The organism is Streptomyces sp. Root431, assembly GCF_001426585.1.
GTDB lineage: Bacteria > Actinomycetota > Actinomycetes > Streptomycetales > Streptomycetaceae > Streptomyces > Streptomyces stackebrandtii.
The window spans coordinates 243,576-260,111 of sequence record NZ_LMEI01000007.1; the positions used below are offsets into that span (position 1 = coordinate 243,576).

Here is a 16,536-nt window from a genome sequence, read left to right on the forward strand (position 1 = left end):
CACAGCCCGGAATGGGGACGTGGAGCTACGTCGTCCACAAAGCGGGCGGCACCGGGGAATCGCGGTGACGGCGTTCGCTACAGACAGGCAAAGGCGAAATGCTCTTCCGTCGTGCGAGATGCCGGATGCCCGGTGCCGGAGAAGGCCGGTCCCTTGCGGGACCCGGGATCACCGGAGAGTGAGACGCACCGGGCTCGGGTGCGGGGCGGAAGAGCGACTGGTACTGCCCGACCGACTTCGGTCCATCGCAGCCCCACCTCCTCCGGCCGGTCCCCCTTGGGGGATGACGTGTGACGAGTAATCAGGAGTTCGTGACTCCCGACCAGCGGCCAAGACTATCAGCCGACAGAGGGTCAATCCCTGACTTTGCCCGTTCCATACGCGCTTTATGCTCAGCTCATGGGAGAAGTTCTTGCTCTGGTCGAAGCCCGGCTGCGGACGGCGCTCGGTGAACCGGACGCGCGGGCCGCGGTGACGTTCCTCGGCACCGACCGGATCGAGGTGCTCCGCTTCGTCGACGGCGACCTCGTGCGGTACGCGACCCTCGGGATGTCCGCCTCGCCGATGGCCGATCCGACCGCCGCGCTCGCGGACCCCGTGAAGGGCCCGCGCGCGGAGCTCGTCCTCACCGTGCGGGCCGGCCTCGCCGACACCGACAAGGTGCTGCGCCCGCTCGCCGTGCTCGCCGCCACCCCGCAGGTCGAGGGCCTCGTCGTGGCCCCCGGCGCCTCGCTCGACGTCGGCGAGCCGCTCTGGCCGGGCGCCGGCTTCAGCTCGGTCCTGGTCGCCGAGTCCGGCGGCCTGGTGGAGGACCTGGAGCTGGACGCGCCGCTCGACCCGGTCCGCTTCCTGCCCCTCCTCCCGATGACCTCGAACGAGGCCGCGTGGAAGCGGGTGCACGGGGCACAGGCGCTGGAGGAGCGCTGGCTGGCCCGGGGGACGGATCTGCGCGATCCGCTGCGCAAGTCCGTGAGCCTGGACTGACCGAGGGGCGTGAGGGTGAGCCGAGCGGCGTGGCGGTGAGCCGAGGGCTCGGTCCGAGGACCGGGCTCCGGCCTCGACCGGGGGTCTTCCGGGTGTCGTGGCCGGCCACCCCGGGTGAACGGCTCGGGCCGGACGGGTGATCGTCCGCGGCCGTCCTTGACGCGGGGCCCGAGGGGTAGGACCGTTGAGCCCTATGAGGGGCGAACCCAGTTGTCCGAAGTGCGGTGGCAGGGTCAGGGCGCCCGGTCTCTTCGCCGACTCCTGGCAGTGTGACGTGCACGGCTCGGTGCACCCGCTCCAGCCCGTCATCCCACCCAGCGTCGAGGCCCTCGGTGTCGTCGTGCACCGGTCCCAGGTGCCGGTGTGGATGCCGTGGCCCCTGCCCGTCGGCTGGCTCTTCACCGGTGTCGCGTACGCGGGTGACGATCGCAGCGGCGGCCGCGCGACGGCCGTCGCCTGCTCGGGCCCCGGCCCGCTCGGCGGGATCGGCGAGCTGCTCCTGATCGCCGAGGAACTCGGCGTCGGCCTCGGCGCGCGGTACGCCGGCATCGACGGCCTCGATCCCGGCTCCGGCATGGCCATCGACAAGCCGCCCCAGGCGAAGGTGCTCGCCGCCGGGCGTCCCACCCCGCTGTGGCACGTCACCGGCACCCCGCAGGACCGGGCGGTCTTCGCGGGCGAGGCGCGCGGCCTCTGGCTGTGGGCGATCGTCTGGCCCGAGCAGTCCGGCCTCCTGATGTACGACGAGCTGGTCCTGACGGACCTCCGGGACGCGGGCGCCGAGGTCGAGCTCCTGCCGTGCGGCGCCCTCACCCCGAGGCTGCTGAAGTAACGGGCGACCGGGGGACCGGATCCGTACAGGGCTGTTCGATTCGCCCGTTATGCTGAAGCGTCCCTCGTCCGTGCCGAGCCCCCGGAGTACCGCGTCGTGCGCATCGATCTGCACACCCACTCCACGGCTTCCGACGGCACGGACTCGCCGGCCGAACTTGTCAGGAACGCGGCCGCGGCCGGGCTCGACGTCGTCGCGCTGACGGACCACGACACCACCCGGGGCCACGCCGAGGCGATCGCCGCGCTGCCCGAGGGACTGACCCTCGTCACCGGCGCCGAGCTGTCCTGCCGGCTCGACGGCGTCGGCCTGCACATGCTCGCGTACCTCTTCGATCCGGAGGAGCCCGCGCTCCTCGCCGAGCGTGAGCTCGTCCGTGACGACCGCGTGCCGCGCGCGCGGGCCATGGTCGGCAAGCTCCAGGAGCTCGGCGTCCCCGTCACCTGGGAGCAGGTCGCCCGGATCGCCGGCGACGGCTCCGTCGGCCGCCCGCACGTCGCCGAGGCGCTCGTCGAGCTCGGGGTCGTACCGGACGTGTCCGGGGCCTTCACGCCCGACTGGCTCGCCGACGGCGGCCGGGCGTACGTCGGGAAGCACGAGCTGGACCCGATCGAGGCGATCCGCCTGGTCAAGGCCGCCGGCGGCGTCACCGTCTTCGCGCACCCGCTCGCCGTCAAGCGCGGCGAGGTCGTGCCGGAGGCGGCGATAGCCCGGCTGGCCGACGCCGGACTCGACGGCATCGAGGTCGACCACATGGACCACGACGAGGCGACGCGCGCGCGGCTGCGCGGGCTCGCGAAGGAGCTCGGCCTGCTGGTCACGGGCTCCAGCGACTACCACGGCAGCCGCAAGACCTGTCGCCTCGGCGACTGCACCACCGACCCCGAGATCTACGGCGAGATCATCCGCCGTGCCACAGGGGCCTTCGCGGTCCCGGGCACGGGGGGAGCCGCCTAGCCCCTGAGGGGGCGGGGCCGAGGCCCTGAGGGGCACGGCCCCGGCGGCCGTCCGGAACGGACGGACCCCGCGGTCGAGCCGGCCGGGGCGGACACCACGATCCGCCGATCCGCGCCCGCGCTCGTCCCGCGCGCGCCGGGCGGCGCGGAATCCCGCCGGTCACCCTCGGCGGGGCGCCCGTACGCCCCCGCCCCCACCCGTACCCGTTCGCGTCACCCGCGCGGCTCCGTGCCGCGCGGTGGACGTCCCCACGTCGGCCCGCTGGCGGAACTCCACATTCCGGCAGTGGGAGCCCACACCCCACCGTTCGACTCTCCCGCAAGGCACCCCACCGTGTTCGACGCCGCCGTCTTCGGCTCGCTGTTCCTGACCCTCTTCGTGATCATGGATCCCCCCGGGATCACGCCGATCTTCCTCGCCCTCACCTCCGGCCGCCCGGCCAAGGTCCAGCGCCGGATGGCCTGGCAGGCCGTCGCCGTGGCCCTCGGCGTCATCACCGTCTTCGGCATCCTGGGGCAGCAGATCCTCGCGTATCTGCACGTCTCCGTGCCCGCGCTGATGATCGCGGGCGGTCTGCTCCTGCTGCTCATCGCGCTCGACCTGCTCACCGGCAAGACCGACGAGCCGAAGCAGACGAAGGACGTGAACGTCGCCCTGGTGCCGCTCGGCATGCCGCTGCTGGCCGGTCCCGGCGCGATCGTCTCGGTCATCCTCGCGGTGCAGCACGCCGACAGCGCCGCCGCGCAGGTCTCCGTCTGGGCCGCCATCGTCGCCATGCACGTCGTGCTCTGGCTGACCATGCGGTACTCGCTGCTGATCATCCGGGTCATCAAGGACGGCGGCGTCGTCCTCGTGACCCGCCTCGCCGGCATGATGCTCTCCGCCATCGCGGTGCAGCAGATCATCAACGGCATCACGCAGGTGATCCAGGGGGCCTGACCCCTGGGGGCCGCCCCGGCTCCGGACACCACTGCGCCCCCGTACGGATTCCGCTCTGCGAAGTCCGTGCGGGGGCGCGGTGCGTTGAGGTGGACCCGGCCTGTTACGAGGCCGAGGTCTCGGCGGGGCGGATCCAGATGCGCTGGCCGATCGCGGCGGCCTGCTGCACGATCCGATTGACGGAGGCGGCGTCCACGACCGTGCTGTCGACGGGCGTGCCGTCGATGTCGTCGAGGCGCAGGATTTCGAAGCGCATGGGCTTCTCCCTTCGTCTGAGTTGATCCTCCTGGAGGAGAACTGGGTTACGTAGGTGTCCAACGACGTGCATCCTGCAAACATTCCTTACGCTAAGGAAAATTTTCGGATGTCTAACTACCGGCGGGTAGGGGGGTGTGGCGGCACGGTCTCCGGCGGCGGAGAATGAGCCCCGTATGAACGACGCAGAGACCACCGACGCACCCACCGACGCGACCGCCGACGCGACCACGGACGCCGCCACCGAAGCCGACGACGCAGGCAGCGCCGACGCCGACGCGCAGTCGATCGACGCCCGTCTGAGCGCGCTCGACGCCCGCGTGGAGCGCACCAATGAGCTCCTCCAGCGGATGCTGGCCGAGGTAGCCAAAACCCCTTCCACCCACGCCATCTTCGTCGACGCAGGTTACGTCCATGCTGCGGCCGGGTTGCTGGTGACGGGCACCGAGGACCGGCGCTCCTTCGACCTCGACGCCGAGGGCCTGATCGAGGCCTTCATTGACAAGGCCCGCACGATCTTCGCGGACAGCAGACTGCTCCGCGTCTACTGGTACGACGGCGCCCGGCGCCGCATCCACACCCCCGAGCAGCAGGCCATCGCCGAGCTCCCCGACGTCAAGGTGCGCCTCGGCAACCTCAACGCCAACAACCAGCAGAAGGGCGTCGACTCCCTGATCCGCACCGATCTGGAGTCCCTCGCCCGCCACCGCGCCATCAGCGACGCCGCCCTCGTCGGCGGCGACGAGGACCTCGTCTCGGCCGTCGAGGCCGCCCAGGGCTACGGCGCCCGCGTCCACCTCTGGGGCATCGAGGCCGCCGAGGGCCGCAACCAGGCCGAGGCGCTCCTCTGGGAGGTCGACAGCCAGCGCACCTTCGAGCTCGACTTCTGCCGCCCGTACGTCACGCGCCGCCCCGTCACGACGTACGAGAACGAGGGCGAGCCGCCGCCCTCCCGCGAGGAGGTCCGCTTCGTCGGCGCCCAGATCGCCGCGACCTGGCTCGCCGAGCGCGGCCGGGACCGGCTCGCCGAGCTCCTGCCCGGCGCCCCCTACCTCCCGGGCCCCGTCGACCAGGACCTGCTCGTCGAGGCGGAGCGCCTGCTGAGCCGCTCGCTGCGCGGGCACGCCTCCTTGCGGCGCGCCCTGCGGGACGGCTTCTGGCAGCACCTCAAGACGCAGTACTGACGGGCTTACGGGGCTGCCGCACCGGCTTCCTCGCGGGCGGCGGCCCGCTCCCAGAAGCCGGTGAGCCGGGCCGCCAGCTCGCGCGGGTGCGAGACGTTCGGGGAGTGGCCCGCGCCCTCGACCACCGTGTGGTGCGCGCCCGTGCGGGTCGCCGCCGCGGCCAGCTCCGCCGTCGGCCAGACCATCTCGTCCGCCCCGTACGCGATGTGCAGCGGCATCCGCAGCGCCAGCAGCTCCGGCATGCCGTCCGGATCGTGCAGGAGGAGCCGTCCGGCGCCGGCGAGCTGGGCGATCCGGGTCCGCATCCAGCGCCGCCGCAGGAAGCCGGCGAGTGCGGGAGCGTCGTCCGTGTCCGGCTCCTCGCCCCGACTGTCCAGCCAGCACATCGCCTGCCAGACCCGCTCCTTCGGCAGCAGCGCCAGCGCGGCCCGCAGCACCCGGATCCGGATCCGCTGCGGCCGCGCGACCCGGCCTGGCCCTGAGGAGAGCAGAGTGAGCGAGCGGAAGGCGTCCGGCGCGAGCGTGGCCGCGGCGCGGGCCACGAGGCCGCCGAAGGAGTGGCCGAGCAGGTGCACGGGCCCGTCGCCGAGGGCGGCGGCCTGCGCGACCGCGTCGAGCGCGAGCGCCCTGCGCCGGTAGGCGGCCCGGCCGCGCGGGCCAGGGGTCTCGTGCTGGCCCCGCCCGTCCACCGCCACCGCCCGGTACCCGGCCTCGCTCAGCGGGCCGAGCAGCGCCAGGAAGTCCTCCTTGCTGCCGGTGTACCCGGGCAGCAGCAGCACCGTCCCGCGCCGCCTGCCCTCGGGCGCCGCGTCGAGGACGGCGAAGTCGCCCCGCGCGGTCACCAGGCGGCGGGCTCGGGTGCGGGGAGGCAGTGCGAGGGAACGGGGCTTGCTCATATCTGGACTGTAACGGCGGGAGCGGGGTACGGCCCGGGGCCCCTGCCCTCACAGCCGTGCGGCCCGGCCCCTGGGGAGGGACCGGGCCGCACGGCTGTGACGGGGGAGGGGATCAGCTCTCGGGCTGAGCCGCCGCCGCCTTCTTCGTGGTGCGGCGACGCGGAGCCTTGGGGGCCTCCTCGACGGCCGGGGCCTCGACGGCCGCGGCCTTCTTCGTCGTACGGCGACGCGTCGGCGTCTTCGGCTCCGAAGCGTCGGGCGCCTCGGCGGCGACCGCCTTCTTCGTCGCGCGGCGACGCGGAGCCTTCGGGGCCTCCTCGGCCACCGGGGCCTCGACGGCCTCGGCGACGACCTCGGAGGCCGCGGCCTTCTTGGTCGTGCGGCGGGCGCGGGGAGCCTTGGGGGCCTCCTCGACAACGGGCTCCGCGACGGGGGCGGCGACCGGCTCGGCGACSGGGGCCTCGGCCACCGGTGCCTCGGTGGTCACCGGGGATCCGGCGGGCCTGCGGGCGGTGCGGCGGGCGCGGGGGGCCTTGGGGGCCTCCTCGACGACCGGCTCGACGATCGCCTCGRCGACGGGGGCCTCGGCCACCGGYGCCTCGGYGGTCACCGGGGATCCGGTGGCCTTGCGGACCGCACGGCGACGGCGCGGGGCGGGAACCTCGGCCGTGACCTCGACGGTCTCCGCCACCGGAGCGGCGACGGCCTCGACGACCGGGGCGGCGACGGTCTCGACGACCGGCTCCGCGACGGCCTTCTTGGCCGAACGGCGACGCGGGGCCTTCTTCGGCTCCGCCGGGGTCTCCACGGGGGCCTCGACGACCGGGGCGGCGGGCGCCTCGACGATCGGAGCCTTCCGCAGGGCGGCAGCGGCCGTCTCGACCGTCTGGAACGACACGGTGTCCTCGACCGGCCGCAGCACGCGGGGGCGACGACGGCGGGGCGCCGGGGCGGCCTCCTGGAACACGGGGGCCGGGGCGACGGGCGCGGCCGTCACGGCCTCCGGGCGGGCGGCGCGGGCACGACGACGGGGAGCCTTCGGCTCCTCGGCGACGGGGGCCGGAGCGGCCTTCACGACCGGAGCGGCCTCGACGACCGGAGCGGTCTCCACGACCGGAGCAGCCTGGGCGACCGGAGCCGCCTGGGCGACCGGCGCGGCACCGGGGCCGCCCGGACGGGTACGGCGGCGGCGACGCGGGGTGCGCGGGCCGGCCTCGGCCGGGGCGTCCTCGGTCACCGGAGCGGCCGACACGGTGGTGGCGGGAGCCGTCGACGCCGGGGCGTCACCGAGCTCGCTGCCGCCACGGGTGCGCCGGCGCTGACGCGGGGTCCGCGTACGGGCCGGGCGCTCCTCGACCTGCTCGGTCCGCTCGGCGGCCTTCGGGCCACGGCCACGGCGACCGCCGGGCTCGCCCAGGTCCTCCAGCTCCTCCGCGCCGAGACCCGCACGGGTCCGCTCGGTGCGGGGCAGGATGCCCTTGGTGCCCGCCGGGATGTCCAGCTCCTCGTAGAGGTGCGGGGACGAGGAGTACGTCTCGACCGGGTCGTGGAAGTCCAGCTCCAGCGCCTTGTTGATGAGCTGCCAGCGGGGGATGTCGTCCCAGTCGACCAGCGTCACGGCCGTGCCCTTGGCGCCCGCGCGGCCGGTGCGGCCGACGCGGTGGAGGAAGGTCTTCTCGTCCTCGGGGGACTGGTAGTTGATGACGTGGGTGACACCCTCGACGTCGATGCCGCGCGCGGCGACGTCGGTGCAGACGAGGACGTCGACCTTGCCGTTGCGGAAGGCGCGCAGCGCCTGCTCGCGGGCGCCCTGGCCGAGGTCGCCGTGGACCGCGCCGGACGCGAAGCCGCGCCGCTCCAGCTGCTCGGCGATGTCGGCCGCCGTGCGCTTCGTACGGCAGAAGATCATCGCGAGCCCGCGGCCGTTGGCCTGGAGGATGCGGGAGACCATCTCCGGCTTGTCCATGTTGTGCGCGCGGTAGACGTGCTGCTTGATGTTGGCGACGGTCGCGCCCTCGCCGTCGGGCGAGGTGGCCCGGATGTGCGTGGGCTGCGACATGTAGCGGCGGGCCAGGCCGATGACCGCGCCCGGCATGGTCGCCGAGAACAGCATCGTCTGACGCTTGGCCGGAAGCATGTTCATGATCTTCTCGACGTCGGGCAGGAAGCCCAGGTCGAGCATCTCGTCGGCCTCGTCGAGGACGAGGACCTTGACGTGCGACAGGTCGAGCTTGCGCTGGCCGGCCAGGTCGAGCAGTCGGCCGGGGGTGCCGACGACGACGTCGACGCCCTTCTTGAGGGCCTCGACCTGGGGCTCGTACGCGCGGCCGCCGTAGATGGCGAGCACGCGGACGTTGCGCACCTTGCCGGCGGTGAGGAGGTCGTTGGTGACCTGCTGGCACAGCTCGCGGGTGGGGACGACGACGAGCGCCTGCGGGGCGTCGGTCAGCTGCTCGGGCTTGGCCCGGCCGGCCTCGACGTCCGCGGGAACGGTCACGCGCTCCAGGATGGGAAGGCCGAAGCCGAGGGTCTTGCCCGTGCCGGTCTTGGCCTGGCCGATGACGTCGGTGCCGGTGAGGGCGACCGGGAGGGTCATCTCCTGGATGGGGAAGGGGGTGACGATGCCGACGGCCTCAAGGGCCTCGGCCGTCTCAGGAAGGATTCCGAGCTCTCGGAAAGTCGTAGTCAGGGTGCTGCCTCTTCTGTGGACGCGGGGCGAGGCGAACGATGGGGGTCGTACCGTGCCGGGTACTTCCGGCCGGATCGAAAAGATCACTGCCGGGTGGCACGGGACCACTGCCGTCGCTCGAGCGTCGTACCGCTGAGGGTGACCCTTCCGCGGGGTCCGCCGGAAGGGCTGTCGGGCCGGAGCCGATCGGGGCACCGACCGGGCATCCTCATTCATGAGTCGGCCCACCGAATACGTCCGAACGTGCGAAAGCATGTCCGCATACTCAGCAGGCGCTTTATCACTGTACCCCGGAATCGCGCATGTGTGTTGGGAGAAAACGTGATGAGGGCACGGTCACACTGACTGACCAGGGCCTTCCCGGCGGCGGGAGCGGGCTATTGTGCGCTCCATGGAGACGCCTGACAACGCCACACCGACCGGGATCGCCGCCGAGGACTGGGCCACGGCATCCGCCGAGCCGCAGTACCGCGCCGCCGTGATCGACCTCCTCGGCGCGCTGGCCTACGGAGAGCTGGCGGCCTTCGAGCGGCTCGCCGAGGACGCCAAGCTGGCGCCGACCCTCGCCGACAAGGCGGAGCTGGCGAAGATGGCCTCGGCCGAGTTCCACCACTTCGAGCAGCTGCGCAACCGCCTGGCCGCCGTGGACGCCGAGCCGACCGCCGCGATGGAGCCCTTCGCCAAGGCGCTCGACGACTTCCACCGCCAGACCGCGCCCTCGGACTGGCTGGAAGGCCTGGTCAAGGCGTACGTCGGCGACTCGATCGCCAGTGACTTCTACCGGGAGGTCGCGGCCCGGCTCGACTCCGACACCCGCGGGCTCGTCCTGTCGGTGCTCGACGACACCGGCCACGGCAACTTCGCGGTGGAGAAGGTCCGCGCGGCGATCGACGCCGACCCCCGCGTCGGCGGCCGGCTCGCGCTCTGGGCGCGCCGCCTGATGGGCGAGGCGCTCTCGCAGGCCCAGCGCGTCGTCGCCGAGCGCGACGCGCTGTCGACGATGCTGGTCGGCGGTGTCGCGGACGGTTTCGACCTCGCCGAGGTCGGCCGGATGTTCTCCCGGATCACCGAGGCCCACACCAAGCGGATGGCCGCACTCGGCCTGGCCGCCTAGTCGTCCGAACGGCCCGGGTCGTTCGAGCTGTCCGGGTCGTTCGAGTCGTTCCGGGAGCGCGCGGCGCTGTTCACGCCGCCGCTGATCGTCGCAGCCTGCGCGAGGCCGGGCGGATCAGCAGGGAGAGCAGCACCGCCGCGACCGCCACGGCGCCGATCAGCGTCGCGAGGAAGTGCCCGGGGCCCAGCGCCCCGTGCGTGACGAGCGCGCCGAAGACGCCGCCCACGGCGCCGGTCATGAGGACGGTCCCCCGGGAGGGGAGGCGGTCGGCCAGCCGGTGCACGGCGGCCCAGGCCAGGGCGAAACCGAGCAGGGCGGAACCGAGGGCTTCCAGGAACACGGCGGATCACCTCGCGGTGGCTGCGGGGCGGGTGTTGCGGTCGTAGGCCTCCTACCCCCGGCGCTCCGACGCCAATCCTCCCCGTACGCCCTGACGTGGCCATACGGGTCGAGGACGGGTCGGGGACGGGCCCGGTGCGGGGCCGACCGCGTACAGACGAAAGGCCCGGCGGACCGTGACGGTCCGCCGGGCCTTTCCCGTAGATCCGGGACTCAGAGGGCGCCGAAGCCCACCCGACGCACGGCGGGCTCGCCGAGCTCCACGTACGCGATCTTCTCGGCCGGGATGAGGACCTTGCGGCCCTTCTCGTCCGAGAGGCTGAGCAGCTGCGCCTTGCCGGCCAGTGCGTCGGCCACCGCGCGCTCCACCTCCTCGGCGGACTGCCCGCTCTCCAGAACGATCTCCCGGGGTGCGTGCTGCACGCCGATCTTGACCTCCACGGCTATGTCCCTCCGAACGGTCAGCGTTGCGCGAATTCCCGCGCCGTACGCTGCACACATTAGCCCGGAGAGGGGACGCGCACGGCTCAGCCGCAGCACGCCAGGAGCGAACAGCCCGCGGGAATGTCCCCGGGAATGCCCGGGAATGCCCACGGGCCGGGGCTCAGTGGCCCTCGGCGCTCAGCTGGCCTTCGACCGGGTGCAGCGGGAAGCCGGCGATGCCGCGCCAGGCGAGCGAGGTCAGCAGCCCCACCGCCTTCTCGCGGGGGATCGCGGACTCGCTGGACAGCCAGTAGCGGGCCACGACCTGCGAGACGCCGCCGAGGCCCACGGCGAGCAGCATCGACTCGTCCTTGGAGAGCCCGGTGTCCTCGGCGATGACGTCGGAGATCGCCTCGGCGCACTGCAGGCTGACCCGGTCCACGCGCTCGCGCACGGCCGGCTCGTTGGTGAGGTCGGACTCGAAGACCAGGCGGAAGGCGCCGCCCTCGTCCTCGACGTACGCGAAGTACGCGTCCATCGTCGCCGCGACCCGGAGCTTGTTGTCCGTGGTGGAGGCGAGGGCCGTGCGCACCGCCAGCAGGAGGGACTCGCAGTGCTGGTCGAGCAGGGCCAGGTAGAGCTCCAGCTTTCCGGGGAAGTGCTGGTAGAGCACCGGCTTGCTGACGCCCGCCCGCTCGGCGATGTCGTCCATCGCAGCCGAGTGGTACCCCTGGGCGACGAAGACCTCCTGGGCCGCGCCGAGCAGCTGGTTCCGTCGGGCACGTCGCGGCAGGCGCGTGCCCCGAGGGCGTGCTGCCTCTGTCTGCTCGATGGCGCTCACGCGGCCTCCCAAGAATCGATCCATGCGCGCTGTCGCGCCGCGCCGCCATCGTACTTTTGGGTAACCCGGCTGTGCGCGGTGCGAACGCACAATTTCACGGACCGGACGCCCTGGTCGACAGTCGATTCAAGATTAAACCGAACAAATCAGCGATAGTCGTCCTCGTCGAGGGCGACGACACGTGCCTGATCCGACGCGTCGGCCTCGTTCGCCGACTCGTGCTCGATATGTGTGGGGTGCTCGTCCTCGCGCTGCTGTACTTCGGTGTGCTGCTCGGCCGCGTCGGCCTCGGGGATTTCCTGGTCGAGCACGACGACCTCTTCCTCGGCGAATGTGTCCGGCTCGGTCGGATCGACAGTCATGCGGTTCCTTCCGGCGCGCGGGGTCCGCGGTCCTCTCCGATGGCCCTCCCTTCGAGCGTAGGAGCACACGCGCCCCGCCGCACACGCACTTGTGACGGCACCCACACGCGCCCCCGCGTGATCGTCTCGTAATATTGCGGCCATGTCCTCGACCGAGCTGCCGGAAACCCGGACCGCCGCCGCCCCGCAGGCGTCGCGGATCCGCACCGTACGGGTCGCCGACGGCGAGGAGCTCCGCTCCGTCGCCCTGCCCGGACTCACACTCACCGTGCGAGCCCGCCCCGGCACCCGACCCGGCCTGCCGCCCGCGCTGTACGTCCACGGCCTCGGCGGCTCCTCGCAGAACTGGTCGGCGCTCATGCCGCTGCTCGCGGACCTGGTCGACGGCGAGGCCGTCGACCTGCCCGGCTTCGGCGACTCCCCGCCGCCCGACGACGGCAACTACTCGGTCACCGGGCACGCCCGGGCCGTCATCCGGCTCCTGGACGCCGGCGGGCGCGGACCGGTCCACCTCTTCGGCAACTCGCTGGGCGGCGCCGTCGCCACCCGGGTCGCCGCCGTCCGGCCCGACCTGGTCCGGACCCTCACCCTGATCGCCCCGGCCCTGCCCGAGCTGCGCGCCCAGCGCACCGCCTGGCCCACCGTGATGCTCGCGGTGCCCGGCGTCGCCCCGCTCTTCGCGAAGCTCTCCAAGGACTGGACGCCCGAGCAGCGGGTCCGCGGCGTCCTCTCGCTCTGTTACGGAGACCCCGGCCGGGTCTCCGACGAGGGGCTGCGGCACGCGGTCGAGGAGATGGAGCGGCGCCTGGAGCTCCCGTACTTCTGGGACGCCATGGCCCGCTCCTCGCGCGGCATCGTCGACGCGTACACGCTCGGCGGCCAGCACGGTCTCTGGCGGCAGGCCGAGCGCGTGCTCGCCCCGACGCTGCTCGTCTACGGCGGGCGCGACCGGCTCGTCGCGTACCGGATGGCGCGGAAGGCGGCCGCCGCCTTCCGCGGCTCGCGCCTGCTGACCCTGCCGGAGGCGGGGCACGTGCCGATGATGGAGTACCCCGAGACGGTCGCCCAGGCCGCGCGGGAACTGATCGCCGAAGACGGCGGGAGCTGATCCGGGGCGTGGGACGACATAGTCGCAAGGGCCCCGTGCCCTCGGTGCCCGACACCGAGCAGCGCGCGGCGGCCGGACGGACGACGGGAACGACGGGGACGGCGGCGCCGGGCGCGGCCGGGCAGCCCCGGACGGTGACGGCGCAGCCCCCGACGGTGACGGGGCAGGCCGGGGGAGCGGCCGGGCAGGCCGCGGGCCCGAGTGGGCAGGCCGCCGCGGGGACGGGACGCCGCCGCAGGGCGCCGGGCGTCGCCGACACCCCGGGACACGGGACACCCCAGTACGGGACCCCTCAATACGGCACACCCCCGTACGGGACGCCTCCGCACGGGACGCCGGGATACGGAACGCCGCCGTACGGAGGCGGGGCCTACGACACCCCCGCGCACGGGACCCCCGGCACCCCGGCGTACGGCATCCCCGCGTACGGGACCTCTCCCGTACGCGGCGGGCATCCGCAGCACGACGAGGGCGCGGGCCCGCGACCCGAGGGATACGGCCGCCGGCGCGGCTCGCACCGGTCCGAGACGCCCGAGCAGGACGCGCCCCCGTCCGAGCAGGCCGCTTTCATCCCCGGTCCCAGGCGCGAGAGCCTGACCGAAGAGGAGGCTCCGGCCGACGAGTCGGCCGGCCGGGTCCTCAAGGGCCGCACCCTGACCGGCATCGCGGCCGCCGCCGTCACCACCGTCCTCGCCGTCGTCGTCGCCGGACAGGTCGCCGACCGGGGGGACGCGCCGAGCACCGCCCACGCCGCCGACGGGCGGACCGACCGGGCCTCGGGCGACACCTCCGCCTCCCGCTCCGACGACCGGATCACCCCGTCGCGCCCGGCGACCGCCGCGCCCGCGACCCCTTCGCCGTCCGCCTCGGCCCCCGTGCCGACGTACGAGCAGCTGATGACCCGGCAGTTCCCGATCGACCCGAAGCTGACCGGCTCCGGCGAGTTCGAGGCCGTGCCGGGCTTCCAGAAGGCGCCCGGCAAGGGCCGGCTCGTCCGCTACCGGATCGACGTCGAGAAGGGGATCGGGCTGGACCCCGTGCTCTTCGCCTCGGCCGTGCAGAAGACGCTCAACGACGAACGCAGCTGGGCCGGTCAGGGCGAGATGACCTTCGAGCGGATCTCCAGCGGCGAGCCCGAATTCGTCATCACGCTCGCGAGCCCCGGCACCACCGGAAAGTGGTGCGGCAAGTCCGGGCTCGACACGACCGTCGACAACGTGTCCTGTGACTCCGCCAGCACCGAGCGCGTGATGATCAACGCGTTCCGCTGGGCGCAGGGCTCGGACACCTTCGGGCCCAAGGCCATGTACGCGTACCGCCAGATGCTCATCAACCACGAGGTCGGACACCGGCTCGGGCACGGCCATGTGAGCTGTGACACCCCTGGCGCTCTCGCGCCCGTGATGCAGCAGCAGACGAAGTCGCTGCGGGTCGACGGAATCGCCTGCCGCCCCAACCCCTGGGTATATCCCGGAAGTTGATGTTCCGTCCGATCCGATGATGATCACATGGTGAGACGCGTGTCTCGGGAATCCCCGAATGCGCGTTGACATCGCTCGTGCGTTCGTTCATATTTCTCGGCATGTCGCACCGTCACGTCGCCTTCGATCGCGCCGCCATTGAGCTGGCGCTCATCGGCGTGACCGGGCACGCCGTGGCCGACATTCTCTGTAGCTGACGCCAGCCCGAGCGCACGTCGGCCCTTTTCTCGTTTCGCGTACCGCCGACGCCTTTCCGCGCCCGGGTTCCCTCCCGCAGGCGCGGCTTTCTCTTGTGCTCTTCCGGTACTCCGTCCCTTTCCCGGACAACGCCGCTCGCCGCTGCCTGCGCGGAATTCCCTTTTCCCCGCCCGTAGTTCTCCGAGAGGTCTTCTCCGATGCGTCAATCGTCCGTCATTTCGCGCCGCGTGGCAGCGGCCGCCGTCAGTCTCGTCCTGGCCTCGGGCGCCGCCGCCTGCGCGGGACCCGAGGACACCGGCGCCAAGGGAGGCACCGCCGGCAAGGCGGCCGCCGGCACCCCGCAGAAGGGCGGCACGCTCACCGTCCTCAACAGCGAGGCCCAGACCGACTTCGACCCCGCCCGCCTCTACACCTCCGGCGGCGGCAACGTCCCCTCCCTCGTCTTCCGTACGCTCACCACCCGCAACCGCGAGGCGGGCGCCGCAGGCAGCAAGGTCGTCCCCGACCTCGCCACCGACATCGGCCGCCCCAACAAGGACGCCACCGAGTGGACGTACACGCTGAAGGAGGGCCTGAAGTTCGAGGACGGCACGCCCATCACCAGCGCCGACATCAAGTACGGCATCGAGCGCTCCTTCGCCGCCGAACTCTCCGGAGGCGCCCCCTACCTGCGCGACTGGCTCGTCGGCGGCGACACCTACGAGGGCCCTTTCAAGGACAAGAAGGGCCTCGCGTCCGTCGTCACCCCCGACGACCGGACCATCGTCTTCAAGCTGAAGAAGCCCGAGGGCGAGTTCCCCTTCGTCGCCACCCAGACGCAGTTCACCCCCGTCCCGAAGGCCAAGGACACCGGCGCGAAGTACGAGGAGCACCCCGTCTCCTCCGGCCCGTACAAGGTCGTCAAGAACGAGAACGACGGCGAGCGCCTCACCCTGGAGCGCAACGAGCACTGGGACCCGAAGACCGACGAGGAGCGCAAGGCCTACCCGGACAAGATCGACGTCCGGTCCGGGCTCGACGAGGCCGTCATCAACCAGCGCCTCGCCACCTCCTCGGGCGCCGACTCCGCCGCCGTCACCACCGACACCAACCTCGGCCCGGCCGAACTCGCCCAGGTCGGCTCCGACAAGGCGCTCGCCGCCCGCGTCGGCACCGGCCACTTCGGCTTCACCAACTACCTCGCCTTCAACCCGAAGGTGAAGCCCTTCGACAACCTCAAGGTCCGGCAGGCCATCTCGTACGCGGTCAACCGCACCAGCGTCGTCAACGCCGCCGGCGGCTCCGCGCTCGCCGAGCCCGCCACCACCTTCCTGCCCGAGCAGAAGTCCTTCGGCTTCACGCCGTACGACCACTTCCCGGCCGGCAAGACGGGCAACCCGGAGAAGGCCAAGCAGCTCCTCAAGGAGGCCGGGTTCCCGAACGGGCTCACCGTCACCCTGCTGCACTCCACCGCCCAGAACCGCGCCACCAGCCCCGAGATCGCCACCGCCGTGCAGGAGGCCCTCGGCAAGGCCGGCATCACCGTGAAGCTCGACGGCCAGGAGCCCAACTCCTTCAACGAGAAGCGCTGGAGCGTCAAGGACGCGCCCGGCTTCTTCCTCTCCCGCTGGGGCGCCGACTGGCCGGCCGGCGGCCCGTTCCTCGCGCCGATCTTCGACGGCCGCCAGATCGTCACCAACGGCTCCAACTACAACCACGCGCAGCTGAACGACCCGGCGGTCAACAAGGAGATCGACGAGATCAACAAGCTGACCGACCTCCAGGCCGCCGCAGGACGCTGGGGCGCCCTCGACAAGAAGATCGGCGAGAAGGCGCTCGACGTGCCCCTCTTCCACCCGGTCTACAAGCGGCTCGTCGGCAAGGACATCAAGAACGTCGTCATCAGCGACTGGACCGGCGTCCTCGACATCTCGCAGGTCGCGGTCAAGTGACCG

The 16,536-nt window shown here is 72.6% G+C and carries 17 protein-coding genes; 10 read left to right on the forward strand and 7 right to left on the reverse strand.

Translation table 11 applies throughout. From position 1 onward, the window contains the following. Positions 1–399: 399 nt before the first annotated feature. The 4 genes from ASC82_RS08385 to ASC82_RS08400 all read left to right on the forward strand — a co-directional run bounded on the left by ASC82_RS08385 (position 400) and on the right by ASC82_RS08400 (position 3,712). Complete coding sequence (locus ASC82_RS08385; protein ID WP_056643817.1) at positions 400–984, forward strand: suppressor of fused domain protein; 585 nt, start codon at positions 400–402, stop codon at positions 982–984. Between the two features lie 193 nt (positions 985–1,177). Next, positions 1,178–1,816 (forward strand): DUF6758 family protein, encoded by a 639-nt coding sequence (locus tag ASC82_RS08390; RefSeq protein WP_024758885.1) that lies wholly within the window; start codon positions 1,178–1,180, stop codon positions 1,814–1,816. 96 nt (positions 1,817–1,912) lie between these two features. Then, on the forward strand, positions 1,913–2,773 hold the full coding sequence (locus tag ASC82_RS08395) for a PHP domain-containing protein (protein WP_056643819.1): 861 nt from the start codon (positions 1,913–1,915) through the stop codon (positions 2,771–2,773). A 333-nt stretch (positions 2,774–3,106) separates the two neighbouring features. After that, the gene (locus ASC82_RS08400; protein ID WP_056643821.1) at positions 3,107–3,712 is read left to right on the forward strand and encodes a MarC family protein; all 606 of its coding nucleotides are present in this window, start codon (positions 3,107–3,109) and stop codon (positions 3,710–3,712) included. Between the two features lie 103 nt (positions 3,713–3,815). Here the strand turns inward: ASC82_RS08400 and ASC82_RS29935 are convergent, their stop codons facing one another. Beyond that, positions 3,816–3,968: a hypothetical protein gene (locus ASC82_RS29935; protein ID WP_099054331.1), complete on the reverse strand. Its 153-nt coding sequence runs from the start codon at positions 3,966–3,968 to the stop codon at positions 3,816–3,818. A gap of 349 nt (positions 3,969–4,317) precedes the next feature. Between ASC82_RS29935 and ASC82_RS08405 the strand changes: the two genes are divergently transcribed. After that, on the forward strand, positions 4,318–5,151 hold the full coding sequence (locus ASC82_RS08405; protein ID WP_223835462.1) for an NYN domain-containing protein: 834 nt from the start codon (positions 4,318–4,320) through the stop codon (positions 5,149–5,151). A 5-nt stretch (positions 5,152–5,156) separates the two neighbouring features. Here ASC82_RS08405 and ASC82_RS08410 read toward each other — a convergent pair whose 3' ends face one another. Next, positions 5,157–6,047, reverse strand: a complete 891-nt coding sequence (locus ASC82_RS08410) for an alpha/beta hydrolase (RefSeq protein ID WP_056643823.1) — start codon at positions 6,045–6,047, stop codon at positions 5,157–5,159. 112 nt (positions 6,048–6,159) lie between these two features. Beyond that, positions 6,160–8,643, reverse strand: coding sequence for a DEAD/DEAH box helicase (locus ASC82_RS08415; protein WP_056643826.1), 2,484 nt, complete (start codon positions 8,641–8,643; stop codon positions 6,160–6,162). A gap of 484 nt (positions 8,644–9,127) precedes the next feature. On the opposite strand from ASC82_RS08415, the gene ASC82_RS08420 reads away from it, so the two are divergent. Further along, positions 9,128–9,850, forward strand: a complete 723-nt coding sequence (locus tag ASC82_RS08420) for a ferritin-like fold-containing protein (protein ID WP_024759557.1) — start codon at positions 9,128–9,130, stop codon at positions 9,848–9,850. Positions 9,851–9,920: 70 nt separating this feature from the next. Here the strand turns inward: ASC82_RS08420 and ASC82_RS08425 are convergent, their stop codons facing one another. From ASC82_RS08425 to ASC82_RS08440, 4 genes are all read right to left on the reverse strand, one after another. After that, positions 9,921–10,190 carry a hypothetical protein gene (locus tag ASC82_RS08425; RefSeq protein WP_056643828.1) on the reverse strand — a complete coding sequence of 90 codons (270 nt, stop codon included), beginning with the start codon at positions 10,188–10,190 and terminating at the stop codon, positions 9,921–9,923. Positions 10,191–10,402: 212 nt separating this feature from the next. Continuing rightward, positions 10,403–10,630, reverse strand: a complete 228-nt coding sequence (locus ASC82_RS08430) for a DUF3107 domain-containing protein (protein WP_015036001.1) — start codon at positions 10,628–10,630, stop codon at positions 10,403–10,405. 163 nt (positions 10,631–10,793) lie between these two features. Further along, positions 10,794–11,453 (reverse strand): TetR/AcrR family transcriptional regulator, encoded by a 660-nt coding sequence (locus ASC82_RS08435; RefSeq protein ID WP_056643830.1) that lies wholly within the window; start codon positions 11,451–11,453, stop codon positions 10,794–10,796. A 146-nt stretch (positions 11,454–11,599) separates the two neighbouring features. Further along, positions 11,600–11,815: a hypothetical protein gene (locus ASC82_RS08440; protein WP_024759554.1), complete on the reverse strand. Its 216-nt coding sequence runs from the start codon at positions 11,813–11,815 to the stop codon at positions 11,600–11,602. 142 nt (positions 11,816–11,957) lie between these two features. Between ASC82_RS08440 and ASC82_RS08445 the strand changes: the two genes are divergently transcribed. The 4 genes from ASC82_RS08445 to ASC82_RS08455 all read left to right on the forward strand — a co-directional run bounded on the left by ASC82_RS08445 (position 11,958) and on the right by ASC82_RS08455 (position 16,533). Beyond that, entirely contained in the window at positions 11,958–12,923 is a 966-nt protein-coding gene (locus tag ASC82_RS08445) for an alpha/beta hydrolase (protein ID WP_056643832.1), read from the forward strand. An 8-nt stretch (positions 12,924–12,931) separates the two neighbouring features. After that, a complete protein-coding gene (locus ASC82_RS08450; RefSeq protein WP_079039159.1) occupies positions 12,932–14,404 on the forward strand; it encodes a DUF3152 domain-containing protein in 1,473 nt (490 codons plus the stop codon). Positions 14,405–14,505: 101 nt separating this feature from the next. Continuing rightward, a complete protein-coding gene (locus ASC82_RS31450; protein WP_312846791.1) occupies positions 14,506–14,601 on the forward strand; it encodes an Ms4533A family Cys-rich leader peptide in 96 nt (31 codons plus the stop codon). A gap of 198 nt (positions 14,602–14,799) precedes the next feature. Next, complete coding sequence (locus tag ASC82_RS08455) at positions 14,800–16,533, forward strand: ABC transporter substrate-binding protein (protein WP_199862500.1); 1,734 nt, start codon at positions 14,800–14,802, stop codon at positions 16,531–16,533. Positions 16,534–16,536: the final 3 nt, after the last annotated feature.